The 17,274-nt window shown below is 62.8% G+C and carries 20 protein-coding genes; 10 read left to right on the forward strand and 10 right to left on the reverse strand.

Annotated features, from left to right (window positions below; genetic code table 11):
• Nucleotides 1-21: 21 nt before the first annotated feature.
• Nucleotides 22-1,443, reverse strand: coding sequence for a metalloprotease TldD (gene tldD / locus ASS64_RS08590; protein WP_067692746.1), 1,422 nt, complete (start codon nucleotides 1,441-1,443; stop codon nucleotides 22-24).
• A 40-nt stretch (nucleotides 1,444-1,483) separates the two neighbouring features.
• Complete coding sequence (locus ASS64_RS08595; protein WP_067692750.1) at nucleotides 1,484-1,744, reverse strand: zinc-finger domain-containing protein; 261 nt, start codon at nucleotides 1,742-1,744, stop codon at nucleotides 1,484-1,486.
• 55 nt (nucleotides 1,745-1,799) lie between these two features.
• On the opposite strand from ASS64_RS08595, the gene ASS64_RS08600 reads away from it, so the two are divergent.
• Nucleotides 1,800-2,738 carry an ABC transporter ATP-binding protein gene (locus tag ASS64_RS08600; RefSeq protein WP_067692756.1) on the forward strand — a complete coding sequence of 313 codons (939 nt, stop codon included), beginning with the start codon at nucleotides 1,800-1,802 and terminating at the stop codon, nucleotides 2,736-2,738.
• A 458-nt stretch (nucleotides 2,739-3,196) separates the two neighbouring features.
• Nucleotides 3,197-4,783, forward strand: a complete 1,587-nt coding sequence (nadB, locus tag ASS64_RS08605; protein ID WP_067692759.1) for an L-aspartate oxidase — start codon at nucleotides 3,197-3,199, stop codon at nucleotides 4,781-4,783.
• 139 nt (nucleotides 4,784-4,922) lie between these two features.
• On the opposite strand, the gene ASS64_RS08610 is transcribed toward nadB, so the two are convergent.
• Nucleotides 4,923-5,303 (reverse strand): PilZ domain-containing protein, encoded by a 381-nt coding sequence (locus tag ASS64_RS08610; RefSeq protein WP_067692761.1) that lies wholly within the window; start codon nucleotides 5,301-5,303, stop codon nucleotides 4,923-4,925.
• A gap of 91 nt (nucleotides 5,304-5,394) precedes the next feature.
• Nucleotides 5,395-5,730 (reverse strand): PilZ domain-containing protein, encoded by a 336-nt coding sequence (locus tag ASS64_RS08615; RefSeq protein WP_083508249.1) that lies wholly within the window; start codon nucleotides 5,728-5,730, stop codon nucleotides 5,395-5,397.
• A gap of 196 nt (nucleotides 5,731-5,926) precedes the next feature.
• On the opposite strand from ASS64_RS08615, the gene ASS64_RS08620 reads away from it, so the two are divergent.
• The 3 genes from ASS64_RS08620 to ASS64_RS08630 all read left to right on the forward strand — a co-directional run bounded on the left by ASS64_RS08620 (nucleotide 5,927) and on the right by ASS64_RS08630 (nucleotide 10,308).
• Entirely contained in the window at nucleotides 5,927-6,826 is a 900-nt protein-coding gene (locus ASS64_RS08620; RefSeq protein WP_067692765.1) for an alpha/beta fold hydrolase, read from the forward strand.
• Nucleotides 6,827-7,241: 415 nt separating this feature from the next.
• Nucleotides 7,242-7,727, forward strand: coding sequence for an energy transducer TonB (locus ASS64_RS08625; RefSeq protein WP_157075119.1), 486 nt, complete (start codon nucleotides 7,242-7,244; stop codon nucleotides 7,725-7,727).
• 565 nt (nucleotides 7,728-8,292) lie between these two features.
• The gene (locus ASS64_RS08630) at nucleotides 8,293-10,308 is read left to right on the forward strand and encodes a ribonucleoside-diphosphate reductase subunit alpha (RefSeq protein ID WP_067692768.1); all 2,016 of its coding nucleotides are present in this window, start codon (nucleotides 8,293-8,295) and stop codon (nucleotides 10,306-10,308) included.
• Nucleotides 10,309-10,383: 75 nt separating this feature from the next.
• Here ASS64_RS08630 and ASS64_RS08635 read toward each other — a convergent pair whose 3' ends face one another.
• From ASS64_RS08635 to ASS64_RS08645, 3 genes are all read right to left on the reverse strand, one after another.
• Entirely contained in the window at nucleotides 10,384-11,589 is a 1,206-nt protein-coding gene (locus ASS64_RS08635) for a diguanylate cyclase (RefSeq protein ID WP_067692770.1), read from the reverse strand.
• Between the two features lie 143 nt (nucleotides 11,590-11,732).
• A complete protein-coding gene (locus tag ASS64_RS08640; protein WP_067692772.1) occupies nucleotides 11,733-11,978 on the reverse strand; it encodes a DUF2171 domain-containing protein in 246 nt (81 codons plus the stop codon).
• 262 nt (nucleotides 11,979-12,240) lie between these two features.
• Entirely contained in the window at nucleotides 12,241-12,477 is a 237-nt protein-coding gene (locus ASS64_RS08645; protein WP_067692774.1) for a hypothetical protein, read from the reverse strand.
• Nucleotides 12,478-12,670: 193 nt separating this feature from the next.
• On the opposite strand from ASS64_RS08645, the gene ASS64_RS08650 reads away from it, so the two are divergent.
• Both ASS64_RS08650 and ASS64_RS08655 read left to right on the forward strand, forming a co-directional pair.
• Complete coding sequence (locus ASS64_RS08650) at nucleotides 12,671-13,732, forward strand: ribonucleotide-diphosphate reductase subunit beta (RefSeq protein ID WP_067693156.1); 1,062 nt, start codon at nucleotides 12,671-12,673, stop codon at nucleotides 13,730-13,732.
• Between the two features lie 116 nt (nucleotides 13,733-13,848).
• A complete protein-coding gene (locus ASS64_RS08655; RefSeq protein WP_157075120.1) occupies nucleotides 13,849-14,337 on the forward strand; it encodes a hypothetical protein in 489 nt (162 codons plus the stop codon).
• A gap of 126 nt (nucleotides 14,338-14,463) precedes the next feature.
• Here ASS64_RS08655 and ASS64_RS08660 read toward each other — a convergent pair whose 3' ends face one another.
• Nucleotides 14,464-14,859, reverse strand: coding sequence for a hypothetical protein (locus tag ASS64_RS08660; protein ID WP_067692779.1), 396 nt, complete (start codon nucleotides 14,857-14,859; stop codon nucleotides 14,464-14,466).
• A 4-nt stretch (nucleotides 14,860-14,863) separates the two neighbouring features.
• Nucleotides 14,864-15,361: a hypothetical protein gene (locus ASS64_RS08665; protein ID WP_067692780.1), complete on the reverse strand. Its 498-nt coding sequence runs from the start codon at nucleotides 15,359-15,361 to the stop codon at nucleotides 14,864-14,866.
• 125 nt (nucleotides 15,362-15,486) lie between these two features.
• Between ASS64_RS08665 and ASS64_RS08670 the strand changes: the two genes are divergently transcribed.
• The 3 genes from ASS64_RS08670 to ASS64_RS08680 all read left to right on the forward strand — a co-directional run bounded on the left by ASS64_RS08670 (nucleotide 15,487) and on the right by ASS64_RS08680 (nucleotide 16,482).
• A complete protein-coding gene (locus ASS64_RS08670) occupies nucleotides 15,487-15,741 on the forward strand; it encodes a YdcH family protein (RefSeq protein WP_067692781.1) in 255 nt (84 codons plus the stop codon).
• A 96-nt stretch (nucleotides 15,742-15,837) separates the two neighbouring features.
• Nucleotides 15,838-16,074: a hypothetical protein gene (locus tag ASS64_RS08675; RefSeq protein ID WP_067692784.1), complete on the forward strand. Its 237-nt coding sequence runs from the start codon at nucleotides 15,838-15,840 to the stop codon at nucleotides 16,072-16,074.
• A 99-nt stretch (nucleotides 16,075-16,173) separates the two neighbouring features.
• Nucleotides 16,174-16,482, forward strand: a complete 309-nt coding sequence (locus ASS64_RS08680; RefSeq protein WP_067692785.1) for a hypothetical protein — start codon at nucleotides 16,174-16,176, stop codon at nucleotides 16,480-16,482.
• Nucleotides 16,483-16,568: 86 nt separating this feature from the next.
• Here ASS64_RS08680 and ASS64_RS08685 read toward each other — a convergent pair whose 3' ends face one another.
• Nucleotides 16,569-17,240, reverse strand: coding sequence for a hypothetical protein (locus ASS64_RS08685; RefSeq protein ID WP_067692786.1), 672 nt, complete (start codon nucleotides 17,238-17,240; stop codon nucleotides 16,569-16,571).
• Between the last annotated feature and the right edge of the window lie 34 nt (nucleotides 17,241-17,274).

Consider the following 17,274-nt stretch of genomic DNA (forward strand, 5'->3'; position numbering starts at 1 on the left):
TGAGTTCTGCGTCTGGGCGCCTCAGGCCGTGCCGCCCACCGTGATGCCGTCGATCAGCAAGGTCGGCTGGCCGACGCCCGCGGGAACACTTTGCCCGCCCTTGCCGCACATGCCGATGCCTTCGTCCAGCGCCATGTCGTTGCCAATGCCGCGGACCTTGGTGAGCACTGTGGGTCCGTCGCCGATCAGCGTTGCGCCCTTGATCGGGGCAACGATCCTGCCCTTCTCTACCTTGTAGGCCTCGGTGCAGGCGAAGACGAACTTGCCCGAAACGATATCGACCTGTCCGCCGCCGAAGCTGGTCGCGTAGATGCCGTCGTCGACGCGGCTCAGCAGTTCCTCGGGATCGTCGATTCCGCCTTGCATGAAAGTATTCGTCATGCGCGGCATCGGCGCGTGCTCGTAAGACTGCCGGCGGCCGTTGCCGGTCGCATCGACCCCCATCAGCCGGGCGTTGAGACGGTCCTGCATGTAGCCTTTGAGTATGCCGTCCTCGATCAGCACGGTCTCGCGCGTCGGGGTGCCCTCGTCGTCGATGCTCAGCGAACCACGGCGATCGGCAATGCTGCCATCGTCGATCACGGTAACGCCGGGCGCGGCGACGCGCTCGCCGATCCGGCCCGAAAAGGCGCTGGTGCCCTTGCGATTGAAATCGCCCTCGAGGCCGTGGCCTACCGCCTCGTGCAGCAGGACGCCGGGCCAGCCCGGGCCGAGCAGCACGGTCCGCTCGCCCGCCGGTGCCTCGACACTCTCGAGATTGACCATCGCCTGGCGCACGGCCTCGTCGACGGCCCGCATCCAGCGGCCCTCGTCGAACAGGTCGTCGTAGAGATAGCGTCCACCGAAACCGAAACTGCCGGTTTCGCGGCGGCCGTTTGTTTCGGCGACGATGCTGACGTTGAGCCGCACCAGCGGGCGAATGTCGCGGGCGGTGAAACCGTCGGCGCGGATGATGTCGATCGCGCTCCAGCTTCCCGCAAGGCTTGCGCTGACCTGCGCCACGCGCGGGTCCCGGGCGCGGGCGACCGCATCGATTTTCTCGAGCAGCGCGACCTTTTCCGCAAACGGCACGAGATCGAGCGGGCTGACGTCGGTGTAGAGATGGCGGTTGGTTCTCTCGGGCGGGGCGGCCTGCGGCGATTTTGTGGCGTCGAGCAATTGCAGCGTTTCGCCCGCCCGCGAGATCGCCCTGGCGCTGATCTCATTGGCATGCGCGAAACCGGTCGTTTCGCCCGAAACGCCGCGCAGGCCGAAACCCGAGTCGCGGCTGTAATCGGCGGTTTTCAATCGTCCATCGTCGAAAGTGAAACTCTCGGTCGCCATAAACTGGAGATAGAGTTCGCCATCGTCGCACGGCGCCAGCAGGCGCGCGGTCAGCGCCTTCGCTTCCTCGGGATCGAGCTGGTTGTAAAGAAGGGCGTGCGGGTCAGTCGATTGCGTCATGAGGCCCTATGTAGGAAGACGCAGCGGGGATGGCGAGAGGTCAGCGGTGTCCCGGATCGCCGCCTTCGGAAATATCCATCAGCTGCGACTGGTCGACACCGTCTGCGGGGCCGCCTTCGAGCACGAAGCGCCGGTCGCAATAGCCGCAGTCGACATAGCCGTGCTCGTCGATCTCGAGATAGATCTTGGGGTGGCCGAGGGCTGCAGCGCGGTAGTTCTTACCCGTGCGGATGTCGGTCGCGCCGTCGCACCACACGCTGCGCGTGGTTACCATGGATATTTCGGGAGGTGGCAGGCTCATGCGGTGCGCCGATAATGGGTTTGACCGGGCCGCTCAAGAGCCTAGGTCACACGCCATGACAACTCCTCCCGCAATCCGCATCGAAAACCTCGTCAAGGAATACGCCTCGCCGGGCCCCGGCGAGCCGCCCAAGCTGGCGCTCAAGGGCGTGAGCTTCGATGTGCCGCAAGGCGGCATCTTCGGCCTGCTCGGGCCCAATGGCGCGGGCAAGTCGACGCTCATCAACATCCTCGCAGGGCTGGTCCGCAAAACCAGCGGTAGCGCGGAAATCTGGGGTTTCGACATTTCCGAGAATGCGCGTAACGCCAAGCGCTCGATCGGGATCGTGCCGCAAGAGATCGTTTTCGACCCCTTCTTCACCCCTTTCGAGGTGCTCGAAAACCAGGGCGGTTTCTACGGCGTCCCCAAATCCGAGCGCCGCAGCGAGGAACTGCTGAAAGCGGTGCATTTGTGGGACAAGCGCGATGCCTATGCGCGCACGTTGTCGGGCGGGATGAAGCGCCGCCTTCTGATCGCCAAGGCGATGGTTCATTCGCCCCCGATCCTGGTGCTCGACGAACCCACCGCGGGCGTCGATGTCGAATTGCGACGCCAGCTGTGGGAACTGGTCACCGAACTCAATCGCGAAGGCGTGACGGTGGTACTGACCACCCATTATCTCGAGGAAGCCGAGCAATTGTGCGACCGCATCGCGATCATCAACCACGGGGAGCTCATCGCCGACAAGCCGACGCGGGAACTTGTCGGCATGGCGCGCGAGAAGATCGTCGCGGTGACGGTCGATAAGGACCTTGGCGGGCCGATCATGGAAGAGGCCTTCACCAAGGCCGAAGTCGTCGAGCCGCGACGGCTCGAGATCACCTACGACCGCGACAAGGCGAGCGCTGGCCAGGTGCTCGCGCTCGTCCAGTCACATGGTTACGCGATCGAGGATGTCACCACGCGCGAGGCCGATCTGGAAGACGTTTTCGTCCAGCTGACCGGCGCGGGGTGATGTCCGTGAGTCTTTAGCTGACCTTGCTGTCCCCCCCTGGCAAGCCACGGCACAGTATCTTATAGGTGGCCGGTAGGAGAGCGGGACAGAACAGCCGCAAGCTAGCGGCGGATGCCGCTAGCGTATCCTGAAACCTACTTAATAGCCCGCGGACCCAATCCTGCGTCCCTGACCATCTGCACCGCCCAGTGATGCGGCTCGATCTCTTCCATCGGTGCCTTGCAGTTACGGCAACGACCGACCTGCTGGCCGCCGGCGCGCTTTACATTCTTCCGATCGATGCTGTGCCTGCCGACAGTGCAGGCAATTCGTCCCAGTCCCATGAACGACCCTCAATTTGCGGTTTTCGTTATCCCCTGTCGAATCGGGCGATAATGTGGCGGCGGTGAAACCTTAACCCCGCTGCGCCGAATCGTTCCTTGCTTGCCGCGTAACGATTGCCTCGGCATGACGCGCGCATGACAGACATCCCCCACGACGTACTCGTCATCGGCTCGGGCGCGGCCGGGCTGACGGCCGCGCTGGCATTGGCCGAAACCAAGAAAGTGCTGGTGCTGGCCAAGGGTCGGCTCGACAGCGGTTCGACCGCCTGGGCGCAGGGCGGGATCGCCGCCGTGCTCCACGCGGGCGACACCTTCGACGATCATATCCGCGATACAATGGTCGCGGGCGCGGGGCTCAATGATCGCGCGACTGTCGAATACGTGATCGAACGCGCGCCGCAATCGATCGACCGGCTGTGCGAACTGGGTGTTCCCTTCAATCGCGAGGAGGGCGATCTCCATTTGACGCGCGAGGGCGGGCATTCGCATCGCCGGATCGTCCATGTGAACGATGCGACCGGCTGGGCGGTGCAGGCTGCACTGCTCAAGGCGGCGGAGGACAATCCGAACATCACGCTGTTGCCGGGGCAAAGCTGCATCGATCTGGTGACCGGGCGTAATCAGGTCGATTATTCGGGATCGGGCCGCGTCTGGGGTGCCTATGCGCTCGACGAGGCGAGCGGCGAGGTCGTCACCCATGTCGCGCGGGCAACCGTGCTCGCGGCAGGCGGGGCCGGGCGCGTCTATCTCTTCTCCACCTCGCCGCGCGGGGCGACGGGCGATGGTATTGCGATGGCATGGCGGGCGGGTGCGCGGGTCTCGAACATGGAAATGATGCAGTTCCACCCGACCTGCCTTTACAATCTCGAGGTCAAGAACTTCCTCATTACCGAGGCGGTGCGCGGTGAAGGCGGGCGGCTGTTCAATCCGGTTACCGGCGAGCGATACATGGAACAGTACGATCCGGAACGTATGGAACTGGCGCCCCGCGATATCGTCGCGCGCGCGAATGACGACCAGATCAAGCGCTACGGGCTGGACTATGTCCATCTCGACATCAGCCACCAGCCGGCCGAATTCGTGACCGAACACTTCCCGACCATTCACGAGAAACTGCTGAGCTTGGGGATCGACATGACCAGGGGCCCGATCCCGGTCGTGCCCGCGCAGCATTACACCTGCGGTGGAGTAAAGATCGGGCTCGATGCCAAGACCGACCTGCCGGGCCTGTGGGCGGCAGGCGAGTGTACCGAAAGCGGTCTTCACGGCGCCAATCGTCTCGCGTCCAACTCATTGCTCGAGTGCTTTGTCTTCGGGGAGGCGGCGGCCAGGGACATCCTCGAATGCTGGGACCGGCTCGACGACCCACCCGAAATTCTGCCGTGGGACGAAAGCCGTGTGACCGACTCGGACGAGGAGGTGGTCATCAAGCAGAACTGGACCGAGATACGTCGCTTCATGTGGAACTATGTGGGCATCGTACGCACCACTAAGCGGCTCGAGCGGGCGGGTAACCGGATCGATATGCTACGGCAGGAGGTGGAGGAATATTACGGGTCCTTCCGCGTCACCACCGACCTGATCGAGCTCAGGAACCTGCTCGAATGCGCCGGCCTGATCGTAAAGAGCGCCCTCAAGCGCCACGAGAGCCGCGGGCTGCATTTCATCATGGATTATCCGGAAACCGATCCCATCGGGAGGGACACGGTGCTGGTGCCGTAGCCGGCGTCAATTCAATCGGGCTTTCGGGCAATATCCTTCGGGAGCCCCGAAAATCGCATGATATTGTGGAACTACGTCGACAAAGGTCCCGCGAGCGAACTCCTGGCGCTGCCCGCAAGTCGGCCGCTGCCCAAATGGCTCACTTCAGGTCGGGTTGGCGTCGCATGGGCGGCAATTCTCGCCCGAAGCGGTCGGCAGGTGACTGATGCTCCTCGTGCTCGATCGAGCGCAGCTGGAAGTATTTGAGAGTCGCATCAACCAGTTCCTGGTAAAACCCAACGCCCATACGGTCGCCATTCTTCCACATGATCTCGCCGATCACCGTAAACCCTTCGAGCAGTGTCACGGAGATTTTGCGCCCTGCCGTTGCGGTGACGCAATCGCCCTCGATCATACAACCGTCACGCGACAGGTTGAGCAACTTGCCGGGCATGACCACCTCGTTAATGGTAAACAGCACTTCGTCGTCAGTCTTCGAGCGTTTGCCGTTACGTCTCTCGGTTTCTTCGTGCTGCGACAAGCGACCCTCCTGTGGAAACGATATTTCTGTCACGATTGTGTCCAAATTTGGGCGTGCGACACGTGATAGTCCTTATGTAGCGTGAGCTGGTTCAGCTCTTCAGCGATCCCCAGCTCCCGAGCGACCAGTCGCCGCGCAGCATCCAGTCGTCGAGCGCGTATTGGCGGACGATATTGGGGCTGATCGGTTCCAGAAAGAAGATGCCGATGCTCTCGCCCAACTGCCAGGCGACTTCGCCGCGGGCGACATAACCCGGCAGCAGCGCAAGTTCCACCGGCGAGCCAATTTCGGCGATCAGGTCTCGGCACTCGACCATACAGCCCGACGGTGAAAGGTTGCGCATGGCGCAGCGTAACCCAACGCCCGCAACACTTATGCGAACATCGTCATGTGTCAGCTTTCGCTCTTCTTGCCTGCGATCGGCCATAACGGGTCCAGAGGAAATCGATTCCCAGCGAGACTCAGAATGACCTGTCCGATGGCAGTGCGCTTGTACCCGAACGACATAATCGGGGGTGCGTTAGAACGATGCTAACCATGTTCCCCCCTCCGGCGATTTCGTGATGGACAATCGCACGTGTTTCCGGTGAATTCTCGCCACGAAATGCATGGGGAGAGGCAGATTGCCCAAGGTTACCGCGAACGGGATCGAAATTCATTACGAAGAGCATGGCGACAAGGCGAACCCGCCGCTGTTGCTGATTATGGGGTTCGGCGCACAACTGACTCTGTGGCCCGACGAGTTGGTGGAGGCGCTCGCCGGCCACGGTTTTCGTGTGATCCGCTACGACAATCGCGACATCGGTCTCAGCCAAAAATTCGACGGGGTGAAAGCGCCCGGTCTCATCAAGATGACATTGCTGTCCAAGATCGGACTGACGCCCAGGGTCCCCTACACGCTGGCGGACATGGCCGATGACGGGGCGGGACTGCTCGATGCGTTGGGAATCGACAAGGCGCATATCGTCGGGGCGAGCATGGGCGGGATGATCGCGCAGCATTTCGCCGCGCGTCACGCCGACAAATGCCTCTCGCTCACCTCGATCTTCTCGACGACGGGCAATCCCAAGCTGCCGCCCGCCAAGCCCGAGGCGCTGAAGGCACTCGTCACCCGGCCCAAGAGTACCGAAGAGGAGGTGCTTGTCGAACACGGCATGATGCTGGCCCGCACGATCGGCTCTCCCGGATATCCGTCCGACGAGGAGCGATTGCGCGAGCGCACCCGGGCCAGCGTACGGCGGAGCTTCTATCCCGAAGGGCCGACGCGGCACCTCTCGGCAATCGTCGCCGATGGCGACCGCCGCGAGATGCTGAAGTCAATCTCGGTGCCGACTCTGGTGCTGCATGGCGAGGATGATCCACTGGTGCCCTGCGAGGGGGGGCACGATACGGCGGCCTCGATCCCGGGGGCCAAACTGAAAACGATCCCGGGATGGGGGCACGACCTGCCACTGGCGCTGGTCGACGAGGTTGCCGATGCGATCGCCGATCATGCCAGGACGAGCGTGCGACAAACCCAATAGGGCTATTCCTGCGCTCCGGCTCGGCAGGCGTCAGCCCCCGTTTTCGACCAATGACTGGCTGCGCTCGACCGGCGGACGAACCGAAATTGTGCCATGAGCAAGGCCAATGCGAGTCTGTGTCGCCGAGCCGTAAACCTCTTGTGTGTCAGACTAACGGAACTCGATATTTGGATCATGATATGTCTGACGGCTGTCAGAAAGTTTCAGTTCTGTTCTCAAAGCGCCTGAATTCGGCCTCGATTTGACAAGAATCAATCGCGACTTACGGTGGCGCACAGGACATCCGGCAACCGCAGCCGCTGGATTGTCCCGATCGACCAACGATCGTGCTTCAAGGGATTGTCACCTGCCGTCCGGCGGGGAGTGCGACACGAGACTGCGGCCGATCATCTTTTGCGAAGGAAAGGATGATCCGATGAAAACCCCCCTAATTGCCCTTGCCGGCGCACTTCTGATGACGGCGGTTCCGGCCATTTCTCAGGACATCATTGTGTCGGCTGAAGAAGCCGCGGCCGTCGAGAGGATTTCGCGCGAACTCGACCGCAACCTCGTCGCAGCCGACTGGTCGCGCAATCGGTCCGCGGGAGAAGGAATTGCCATGGTTCGCTTCCAGCGCGGTGCCGATGGTCGCCCGGTCAACGTCAAGATCTATCGCCGCTCGGGAAGCGGTAGCGTCGACCGCCTAGCACGTCGCGCCGTAAACCGGCTTGGTCTCAGCGTGCCGTTGCCCGCGATCGGTGGGGATGGGCAGCTATTTCAGGCCAATATCATCGTCGCGAGCAGTGATGCGGAATTCGCAAATCTATCGACCACGCTCGGCAAGCTCGAGAAAGCTCGTCTCGCCGATCCGCGAGAGCGGGCGGTCTTCGCCTTCTCCGCATCGCCGCGCGAAGCGGGCTGATCTCGAGCGAACTTTCACCCCTCTCCGGCGTCGTCGCGATCCCGTGCTGCGGACGGGCGCGGTGGCGCTGGAGTTGTTCTGCGACGGTCCCGTAAGCGCCGCGCCGATTCCAAAATTGCGTGCTCGGATTCGATTGAATCTCAAGTCGGCACGATGATTTTTGCCCGCAAAATTTTTTTCACCGATTCATTTTCGCCCTTGCGCTCGCCGCGAGTCCAGCTTGGTCCACGCGTCGCGGCGTTGCAGCAAACTAAGGCACCTCGTGCCGAAGCTGCGAAGCGGCCTTAATTCGGCATTGACCCTCTTGCGCGTGAGTCCTGCCTGATTCAGTATCTAGTGGTCGGGCTACCGGGGGTACCCACAAGACCTAGCTATTGGCGGCCAAATGCCCATATTGGCATGCACCCGCCCGGACGGCAGGCTTGTGGGAAAGAAGAGGATAAGTTTTCCCCCCGGTGCCGCGCAAAATTGCTAGGCGGGACAGCGGTCCCACCGACTCGAACACAAGCGGAACACGCGCGGTGCGAATGCAGCCGCGCGAAGCACACGGAAGGCGGGGCAGACGATGGATTTCAAGACCGGGGACGATACGGCGGTGGCACTGGATATCGATACGCAGGACGCCGCACCCGAGCCCAGCACGGAGACAAAGGCGGTCGCGATGGACAAAACGGACAAGGGCAGCGACGGGCTGGTTCAGCAGGCCGCGGGCGAGGCGCTGGCCGGCGCGGTGGCGAGTGCCGCGGCCGAAGCCGCCAAGCACGACAGCAAGAAAGTGCTCGATCGCCGTTTCGACGTGAAGATCGACGAGAGTCGCGATGCATTGCTGACCGAATTCGGCAAGGAAACGCTTACCGATCGCTATCTGCTGCCGGGCGAGAAGTACCAGGACCTGTTCGCGCGCGTGGCCGATTACTTCGCCGACGACGCCGAGCATGCGCAGCGCCTCTACGATTATATCTCGAACCTGTGGTTCATGCCCGCCACACCCGTGCTGTCGAACGGCGGGACTACGCGCGGCCTGCCGATCTCCTGCTATCTCAACAGCGTCGAGGACAGCCTCGACGGGATCGTCGGCACCTGGAACGAGAACGTCTGGCTGGCATCGAAGGGCGGCGGCATCGGCACCTACTGGGGCAATGTCCGCGGCATCGGCGAGCCCGTTGGCCTCAACGGCAAGACCAGCGGCATCATTCCATTCGTGCGCGTAATGGACTCGCTGACCCTGGCGATTTCGCAGGGGTCGCTGCGCCGCGGTTCGGCTGCCTGCTACATCGATATCTCGCACCCGGAGATCGAGGAGTTCCTCGAAATCCGCAAACCTTCGGGCGACTTCAATCGCAAGGCGCTGAACCTGCACCACGGCGTGCTGGTGACCGATGCCTTCATGGAAGCGGTTCGTGCCGGCGAGGAATTCGATCTCGTAAGCCCGCGCGACGGCAGCGTGCGCAAGACGGTCGACGCGCGCAGCCTGTTCCAGAAGCTGGTCGAGACCCGGCTGGCGACCGGCGAGCCCTACATCGTGTTTTCCGACACGGTGAACCGGATGATGCCCAAGCATCACCGCGAGCTGGGCCTCAAGGTCTCGACTTCGAACCTGTGCGCCGAAATCACCCTGCCGACGGGGATCGACCACCTCGGCAATGACCGCACGGCGGTGTGCTGCCTGTCCTCTCTCAACCTCGAGAAATGGGACGAGTGGAACGGTGACAAGCAGTTCATCGAGGACATCATGCGTTTCCTCGACAACGTGCTGCAGGACTATATCGACCGCGCGCCCGACGAGATGGCGCGGGCGAAGTATTCCGCCATGCGCGAGCGCAGCGTGGGCATGGGCGTGATGGGCTTCCACTCCTTCCTCCAGCAAAAGGGTATCGGTTTCGAAAGCCCGATGGCCAAGGTGTGGAACCTCAAGATGTTCAAGCACATCAGCGGCAAGGCCGAAGAAGCTTCGCTAGTGCTCGCGCAGGAACGCGGCGCCTGCCCGGACGCCGAAGAAATGGGCGCAATGGAGCGCTTCAGCTGCAAGATGGCGATCGCGCCGACAGCGTCGATCAGCATCATTTGCGGCGGGACCAGCGCCTGTATCGAACCGATCCCCGCCAATATCTACACCCACAAGACGCTGTCGGGCTCGTTCATCGTCAAGAATCCCTATCTCGAAAAGATCCTCGACAAGAAGAGCAAGAATTCGACCAATGTGTGGAACTCGATCCTCGAGCGCGGCGGGTCGGTCCAGCACCTCGATTTCCTCACCGACGAGGAAAAGGCCGCGTTCAAGACCAGCTTCGAGATCGACCAGCGCTGGCTGCTCGAATTCGCCGCCGACCGTGCGCCCTTCATCGACCAGGCGCAGTCGCTGAACCTGTTCATCCCGGCCGACGTCGATAAGTGGGACCTGATGATGCTGCATTTCCAGGCGTGGGAGAAGGGCATCAAGTCGCTTTACTACCTCCGCTCGAAGAGCGTGCAGCGCGCCGGCTTCGCGGGCGGCGTCGAGGCCGACAACACGGCCGATGCGGCGAAGTACGAACTCGCTGCCGAGCAGACCGATTACGAGGAATGCCTCGCCTGCCAGTAAGGGGGCGCGAGCGCCCTTCATCGAGCGGGGCCGGCAACCTCGCGGTTGCCGGCCCCGCTTGTGTTCTAGCTCCGGTCAGGCATGCTGTGCCGCCACCACGCTGCGGTTTCGTCCCTCCGCCTTGGCGCGATAGAGCGCCTCGTCGGCAGCCGAGATCATCTCCGCCAGAATTGGCGCATCGGGCCCTTGGTGCAAGGCGATGCCGATGCTCGCCGTGCAGCTCGCGGTTGCCCGGCCGCCGTCCTGGACGATCTCGATCCGTTCGATCGAGACCCTTAGATCTTCGGCTACCGCCAATGCCTGAGGGGCATCGTCCGCACGCAGTAGCATGACGAATTCCTCTCCCCCGAAACGTGCCGCAAGTCCGCCGTATCGAACCGAGGTGTGCCGCATGACTTCGGCTACCGCGCGCAGGCAATCGTCCCCCGCCTGGTGCCCCCAGCGATCGTTGAATTCCTTGAAATGGTCGATGTCGAGTATCAGCAGCGCAGTCTTCGGATGGCCGCTCGCCACCGGCATGGCGAAATGCGCAGCGAAATTTTCTTCCGCCCGGCGACGGTTTGCAAGCCCGGTCAACGGGTCTTCCATCGACATTTCGGTGAGTTCGGTATTGCTCTCCTGCAAGCTTGCGGCGCGACTGCCGGCCTCCAGCGTCGCCAGCAGTGTGCGGCGCTCGAGCCAGTGTACCCGGCGCGTGAGCACCGTCGCCGCGCCGGCCGTCAGCACCATGATCGGCAGATAGGCATCCGATGTGGCTATTACGCTCTGAAAGACGATTACGAAGCCGCTCACCGCACCGAAATACAGCAGCACGAAGGCCGGAACCTCCCATCCGCGAAAGGGCAGCACCGGCAGCGCAAAGCCGAGTAGTGAGACGACCCCGAGGGCAAGCAGGGCATCGGACGGCGGCGGCACGAACAGGCTGGCATATGCCAGACTCACCGCGAAGCCGGTCAGAAGCAGCGCCATCAGCACCTTTTGCAGGCCCAGCATGTGACGCGGCAGCAGCAGTGCGGCGATGCCCAGCGGGACCACCATGCCGAGCCGGAAAGCGGCGACTTCTCCGATGTGTTGCGGCGCCACCACCAAATCGACCGACAGCGACAGCACCGCGATGGTGAGCGCGAAACCGATCAGAAAGCGCGCCTCGCGGTGATGCGCATCGCCAAGCTCCTGCTCGACCGCGGAACGCAGGCGCGAATCCCATGTCGAGGGAGGCTGTCTTCCCGCCAGCGCGGCCTGTGCGGCAGCGGCGAGGTCGAAGTGTTGCGGCCGGTCCATTCTGCAAGCGCGATACAAGACCAGGCGCGCGCCGCAAATGTTTCCTGCACCCATGCGCCGAACGCAAAGCAATGCCCCGCCGCCGGCAAGACCGGGGCGGGGCGTTGTCCGATCCGCTACGGGATCGATTCACTTGTTATCGGTTAGGCGTCTTCGGTGACCGCCTTGTTGCCCAGTCCTTCGGGGATGCGGGCGCCTTCCTTCAGATAGATGCGATTGTCGTCGATCTTCTCGACATCGTCGAGCGAGAGGAAGTGGTGCATGTCGTCCGCGCTGTCCGATTTGGTCAGCTTGATCGCGTCGTTCTCGACCGCGTCGACGGTGCCGACGTGCAGACCTTCTGCATTGGCGACTTCCATATGTTCCTTGATGCGTAGCTTCTCAAACATGTAAAACCCTTTTGTTTTGCGTTGCTTATACCCTACCAACGGGCGGCCACGGGCATGGGTCCACGCCTCGTCGAGGGTCATGCACGGGTGATGGAAGGAGGGAGTTTCGGGTGCCCCCGCCCTCAAGTAGCGGAGCGATAGGGCGCAAAAGTAGACGCCCCACCCCTCTGGTCGAGGAGTGGGGCGCCGGGGTTTGCGGACATCGCCCGCAAAAGGGGAAACCGGACGATGTCGCTGTTCCCCGTGGTCTGCCTTTTTTTCGTCAGCTTTCGCCGAGCGGCCTCGCGGCATCGGCGCGGGCGCGCGTGTCGGGCCGGGCGTCGTCGATGCGGTCCTGCCCCATCGCGCCTTGTGCATCGCGGGCATTGCCATAGCCCATCTGAGCCTCGCCTTCGGTCTGGGGCGCGTCGCTGCGGTCCTGCTGCTCTTCGGCCTCGCGCCAGTCTTCGGCTTGGGCCTTGTGTACGTCGCGTTGGTCGTCGGGGGCGTATTCACCCATGGGTGTGTCTCCTTTACCCGATCAACGGCTGCTCGCTCTTGCACGTTCCGCAATTCGTCGCACAGGCGGAGCGGCGAGGCGCAGCGCGCGGGTTTTCCCATCTTATCCCCGCCGAATCACAACCGCTTGCCTTCGAATCCAACCTCTGATTCACTATATGAGTCGCCCACGCGAAAAACCGGAGAACCACCAGATGTCGTTGCTCGAAGCCCGCAAGACCTACAAGCCCTTCGAGTACCCCTGGGCCTACGAGTTCTGGAAGCGCCAGCAGCAGGTGCACTGGCTGCCCGAAGAAGTGCCGCTGGGCGAGGACTGCCGCGACTGGGCGCAGAAGCTGACCGATCACGAGCGCAACCTGCTCACGCAGATCTTCCGCTTCTTCACCCAGGCCGATGTCGAGGTGCAGGATTGCTACCACGACAAATACGGCCGCGTGTTCAAGCCGACCGAGATCAAAATGATGCTGACCGCGTTCAGCAATATGGAGACGGTGCATATCGCCGCCTATTCGCACCTGCTCGACACGATAGGCATGCCCGAAAGCGAATACGGCATGTTCCTCGAATATGAGGAGATGAAGGACAAGCACGACTATCTGCAGGAGTTCGGCGTCGACACGGACGAGGATATCGCCCGCACGCTTGCCATGTTCGGCGGCTTTACCGAAGGGCTGCAGCTGTTCGCCAGCTTCGCCATGCTGATGAACTTCCCGCGCTTCAACAAGATGAAGGGCATGGGCCAGATCGTCAGCTGGTCGGTGCGCGACGAGAGCCTCCACTGCGAAGGCATCACCCGCCTGTTCCACGAATTCGTCCGCGAGCGCGACTGCCTGACCAAGGCGGTCAAGGAAGACATCATGGACATGTGCCAGAAGACGGTGCGGCTGGAGGATGCCTTCATCGACCTCGCCTTCGAGGATGGCCCGGTGCCGGGGATGACCGCGAAGGAAATCAAGAAGTATATCCGCTACATCGCCGACTGGCGCCTCAGCCAGCTGGGCCTGCAGCCGATCTACATGGTCGACGACCACCCGCTGCCCTGGCTCGCCCCGTTGCTCAACGGCGTGGAGCACGCCAACTTCTTCGAAACCCGCGCGACCGAATATTCCAAGGGCGCTACCCGCGGAGACTGGAACACCGTCTGGTCGAGCTTCGACAAGCGCAACAAGGCCAAGGCCGCGAACGAGGAAGAAGCCGAGGACGACGGCCCGGGCCTGTTCGGGGAAGAAGGCGAAGGAGCGCAGGCGGCGGAGTGAGCCCGGTCGCGGGAATAGGAGGGAGCGAGCTTCTCGCACTGGCGATCTCGGCGATCGCACTAGGCATATCGGCCCTCACTCTCTGGTTGACGTATTTTCGTAAGGGAACGGTCAAAATGACCCGCCCCGCTCAGGTTTATCTGGGTCCTGACGGTTCACGCAAGGCTGGACCAAATGGAAGACCGAAGATCTTTCTCAGAGCGTTGCTCTTGGCAGAATCGAAACGCGGACGCGTAGTCGAATCGCTATATGCGACTCTCACTCACGAGGAGACACGTCAGAATTTCAACGTATGGGTATACGGTGAAGACAAGCTCGTGCGCGGCAGCGGGCTCCATGTGAGTAATGTCGGTGTAGTAACGAACCACCACTTTTCGTTGCCTGCGGACTTTTCCGATTTTCGATGGAAGGGTGGTCGCTATAAGCTTGAGATTTTTGCGGAACTCTTGGGGGACAAGAATCCGATTCAGCTCACATCCGTTTTCCTCGAGATGAGCGCGGACGAAGCTGGAAGCATCACTACAATGCAATGCGGAATGTACTACGATTGGGGGCCTCAGGCAGGGCGCTATATTTCGCACCTTGAACAGCCTGATGTGCCCTGAGGGCTCGGTGCTTAAAGCAAATAGAGGGTGACAGGTAGAATACCGAGGCGCTTCGATACGCTGCGGTCCGGTCCGCCGAGCCTGAGATTGCGTTCCGCCACGGGGCTCTCATAGCGCTTCCGCTGTCTATCGTACTCGTCTAGTTATCCATAACGGCATCATCCCGAACGCCACTTGCCCGATCAATCCGTAGAGACCGGGCGGTTGCGAAATCGATGCGAGCCACTGGGCTGGGCTCATGGCAAACACCGCGACGCCGAGCGCCAATTCGGCCACCATTAGCAGCGCAAAGGCGACCCCGCCCATCGCCAATGCTTCTCCGCGGCGCCGAATTTCGAAGCGCCCGACCAGCCATCGCGCAACCAGCCAACTCGCGCCCAGGATTATAGGCATCTCGATCAATCCGGCGACCGTTTCGCCCACCCGTGGAGCCAGCCACAGCACGCGCACAGTGCCGAGGATAAATCCCAGTCCGAAGATCAGCGTCCAATAGGCGACGCCCGCCTTTACCGCGCCTTTCACCGCCTCACCTCCCCAGTCTGCGCACGCCGCCAAGAAGGAAGCGCGAATACCATTGGTGGGGGCGCTGCATCACGCGCCAGCCCGATTGTTCGAGATTACCGACCCACGAGCCGAAAAGCAGGCGGGTGCGGGGCGTTTTCGCGCCTACCGCTCCAAAGCCGGATTGTAGGGGCTCCACCGCCAGCCAGCTGGCCGTACCGGTGCCCTTGGATTCGAGCAGGATCTCATCCTCCCGCCGCTCGACCACTTTCCACACCGCGATCGCGTCCGCCTGTCCGCGCGCCAGTGCCCTCACGTCGGCACTCGACGCGCCGCGGCCGATCAGGTCGAGCACGATCCGTTCGGGGCGAAAGGCCATGCTGCAATAGAAGCGCTCGATGAATTCCTTAAGCGTGACCGTGCCGGCCACCTCGCGGCAGAAGCAGTCGCGATAATCTTGCGGCCCGCCGAATGCGGCGAGCAGGCTGCCTTCGGGCACGTCGCAGGCGGTCACCCCGGCCATGCAACGGGCATAACCCGCCCGGGCGCTCGCTGCCAGCGCGCAGGGCCAGTGCAAATTTGATCGAGCGCAATGAACGCCCTGCACCCGCTGCTAAAACCGGCTGCATCGTCACAGAGAGGATTCCCATGTCGCAACATACGCCCAACGAACTCACCACCATCTTCGCGCGCGATCGCGAGCTGGTGACGCGGCTCAAGCAGGAGGATGCGCATTACGCGCGGCTCGCCAAGGACTACCACGAGGTCAATCGCGAGGTGCACCGCATCGAGGCCGAGGCCGAAGCCGCAAGCGAGGAGCGGCTCGAAACGCTGAAGAAGCTACGCCTTGCGCTGCTCGACGAGATCACCGGGATCGTCAAGACAGCGCGCGCCGCGGCCTAGTGGCACGGCTCACACCCGCCTCGCGCTTGCATGGCGCGGGCGGGAGTGCGAGGCTCTCTCGCCTCACGCAACCGCCCCCATACAGGAGATCTGCCGATGACCACCCGCTTTACCACCGCCGCGCTGCCGCTGGCCGCCGCGCTGGCGCTCGTCGCTTGCGGCGAGGCAGAGGATACGACCTATGAAGTCGGCGCCACCGACGAGGGCGGCGGCGAGCTAATCGTGTCCGAGGAAGACCCGAACGCGGTCGAGGTGGACCTGCCCGAAACGCCGATGACCAACGTCCCCGAAGAGGGGGAAGCGACAGACGACGAGGGTCCGGGCGACGCCTAGCCGACCATCTGATCGCGCTGAGATCGGCAACGGGAAATTCGGAACGGGCTGCCCAGCCCATCCATTGGTAGGGCGAAAGCCAACAGGAGAAGACCTGCCATGACCGATCCCGTTCCCGACACCAAGGCCCCCCGCACGCGCTGGATGTGGGTAGGGGTTATCGCGCTGCTCGCCGTGGTGGCAGTCATCATGTTCATCAACCCCGATGGCGACGAGAGCCTTGAAACCATCCCCGACCATGCGATCACAACTCAGGAAGAGCGGATCAACCAGCCGATCGACATCAACGAGCCGGGCGAGGAACCCGTCGACGAACTGCTCGAGGGTGCCGATGGCGAATCCGTCGAAGCGATCGTCATCACCGAGGATGCAGACCCCGAAGCGGGCGCAACCGCTCCGGCGGAGTAGGCCGCTCGGGCGATAGCGCGCTTGATCCCGGCCCGAGCAAATCCCTCGTCATGATGGCGGGGGTTTTTGTTTGAGGCGCGCGCCCTTTACCAGCCCCAGGCGGACGGCGGCGGCGCGACAGGATCGCTCAGCCTCATCTCCACGCGGAACAGCCGCGCGGGGTCGTTGCGGCGGGTCAGCTGGTAGGCGAAGAGGCCGTGGGGCGTATCTGCCGGGTCGACCTCGACCCGCCAGACATTGGTCAGCGAGGCGTCGAGCCCCTCGCGCGTGAACAGCGCAATGCTCTCGGCATCGACGGGGAAATCCTGCCCGCGCGTTGCGCCGGCATCGGCGGTGGTGCCGCCGTAGAAGGTGACTGCATCGGCCTTGCCATCGGCATGGCGGTGATCGTGCTTGAGCGTGAGCCGCATGTCCGGCCCCGCGCCGCTCCGCGTGACGATCCAGGTGCGGCTGCGATTCCAGCCCCCCGGCGCATCGGCGTCCTCGACATGGAAAGCGATGGCGACGCGGTCCGCGCTGCATTCGGCCCAATGCGCGACCATGCGCTTGCCCGCCCAATCGGAATCGCGCGCGTCGTCGCTGACAAGCCCGCCGGCATAGGCCATGCCGGGTCGGTCCCCGCCGCAATGGCTCGAAAGCGCGTCCCAGAAGGCCTCCTGCGCAGCGAGGCTGCTGCCCCCGACGGTTTCCGGTCCGGTGGCGCAGGCTGCTAGGGCGAGAGGCGCGCACAGCGCGGGCAGCAGGGGCTTGCAGGTCATCGCGCGACCCTAGCCCAGTGGCCGCCAAAGGGAA

The organism is Erythrobacter sp. AP23 (assembly GCF_001542855.1).
Lineage (GTDB): Bacteria > Pseudomonadota > Alphaproteobacteria > Sphingomonadales > Sphingomonadaceae > Qipengyuania.

Coding starts and splice junctions, on each gene's coding strand:
- tldD (WP_067692746.1), bottom strand. CDS start 1,443: ATGACGCAATCGACTGACCCGCACGCCCTTCTTTACAACCAGCTCGAT.
- ASS64_RS08595 (WP_067692750.1), bottom strand. CDS start 1,744: ATGAGCCTGCCACCTCCCGAAATATCCATGGTAACCACGCGCAGCGTG.
- ASS64_RS08600 (WP_067692756.1), top strand. CDS start 1,800: ATGACAACTCCTCCCGCAATCCGCATCGAAAACCTCGTCAAGGAATAC.
- nadB (WP_067692759.1), top strand. CDS start 3,197: ATGACAGACATCCCCCACGACGTACTCGTCATCGGCTCGGGCGCGGCC.
- ASS64_RS08615 (WP_083508249.1), bottom strand. CDS start 5,730: ATGGCCGATCGCAGGCAAGAAGAGCGAAAGCTGACACATGACGATGTT.
- ASS64_RS08625 (WP_157075119.1), top strand. CDS start 7,242: ATGAAAACCCCCCTAATTGCCCTTGCCGGCGCACTTCTGATGACGGCG.
- ASS64_RS08630 (WP_067692768.1), top strand. CDS start 8,293: ATGGATTTCAAGACCGGGGACGATACGGCGGTGGCACTGGATATCGAT.
- ASS64_RS08635 (WP_067692770.1), bottom strand. CDS start 11,589: ATGGACCGGCCGCAACACTTCGACCTCGCCGCTGCCGCACAGGCCGCG.
- ASS64_RS08640 (WP_067692772.1), bottom strand. CDS start 11,978: ATGTTTGAGAAGCTACGCATCAAGGAACATATGGAAGTCGCCAATGCA.
- ASS64_RS08645 (WP_067692774.1), bottom strand. CDS start 12,477: ATGGGTGAATACGCCCCCGACGACCAACGCGACGTACACAAGGCCCAA.
- ASS64_RS08650 (WP_067693156.1), top strand. CDS start 12,671: ATGTCGTTGCTCGAAGCCCGCAAGACCTACAAGCCCTTCGAGTACCCC.
- ASS64_RS08655 (WP_157075120.1), top strand. CDS start 13,849: ATGACCCGCCCCGCTCAGGTTTATCTGGGTCCTGACGGTTCACGCAAG.
- ASS64_RS08665 (WP_067692780.1), bottom strand. CDS start 15,361: ATGGCCGGGGTGACCGCCTGCGACGTGCCCGAAGGCAGCCTGCTCGCC.
- ASS64_RS08670 (WP_067692781.1), top strand. CDS start 15,487: ATGTCGCAACATACGCCCAACGAACTCACCACCATCTTCGCGCGCGAT.
- ASS64_RS08675 (WP_067692784.1), top strand. CDS start 15,838: ATGACCACCCGCTTTACCACCGCCGCGCTGCCGCTGGCCGCCGCGCTG.
- ASS64_RS08680 (WP_067692785.1), top strand. CDS start 16,174: ATGACCGATCCCGTTCCCGACACCAAGGCCCCCCGCACGCGCTGGATG.
- ASS64_RS08685 (WP_067692786.1), bottom strand. CDS start 17,240: ATGACCTGCAAGCCCCTGCTGCCCGCGCTGTGCGCGCCTCTCGCCCTA.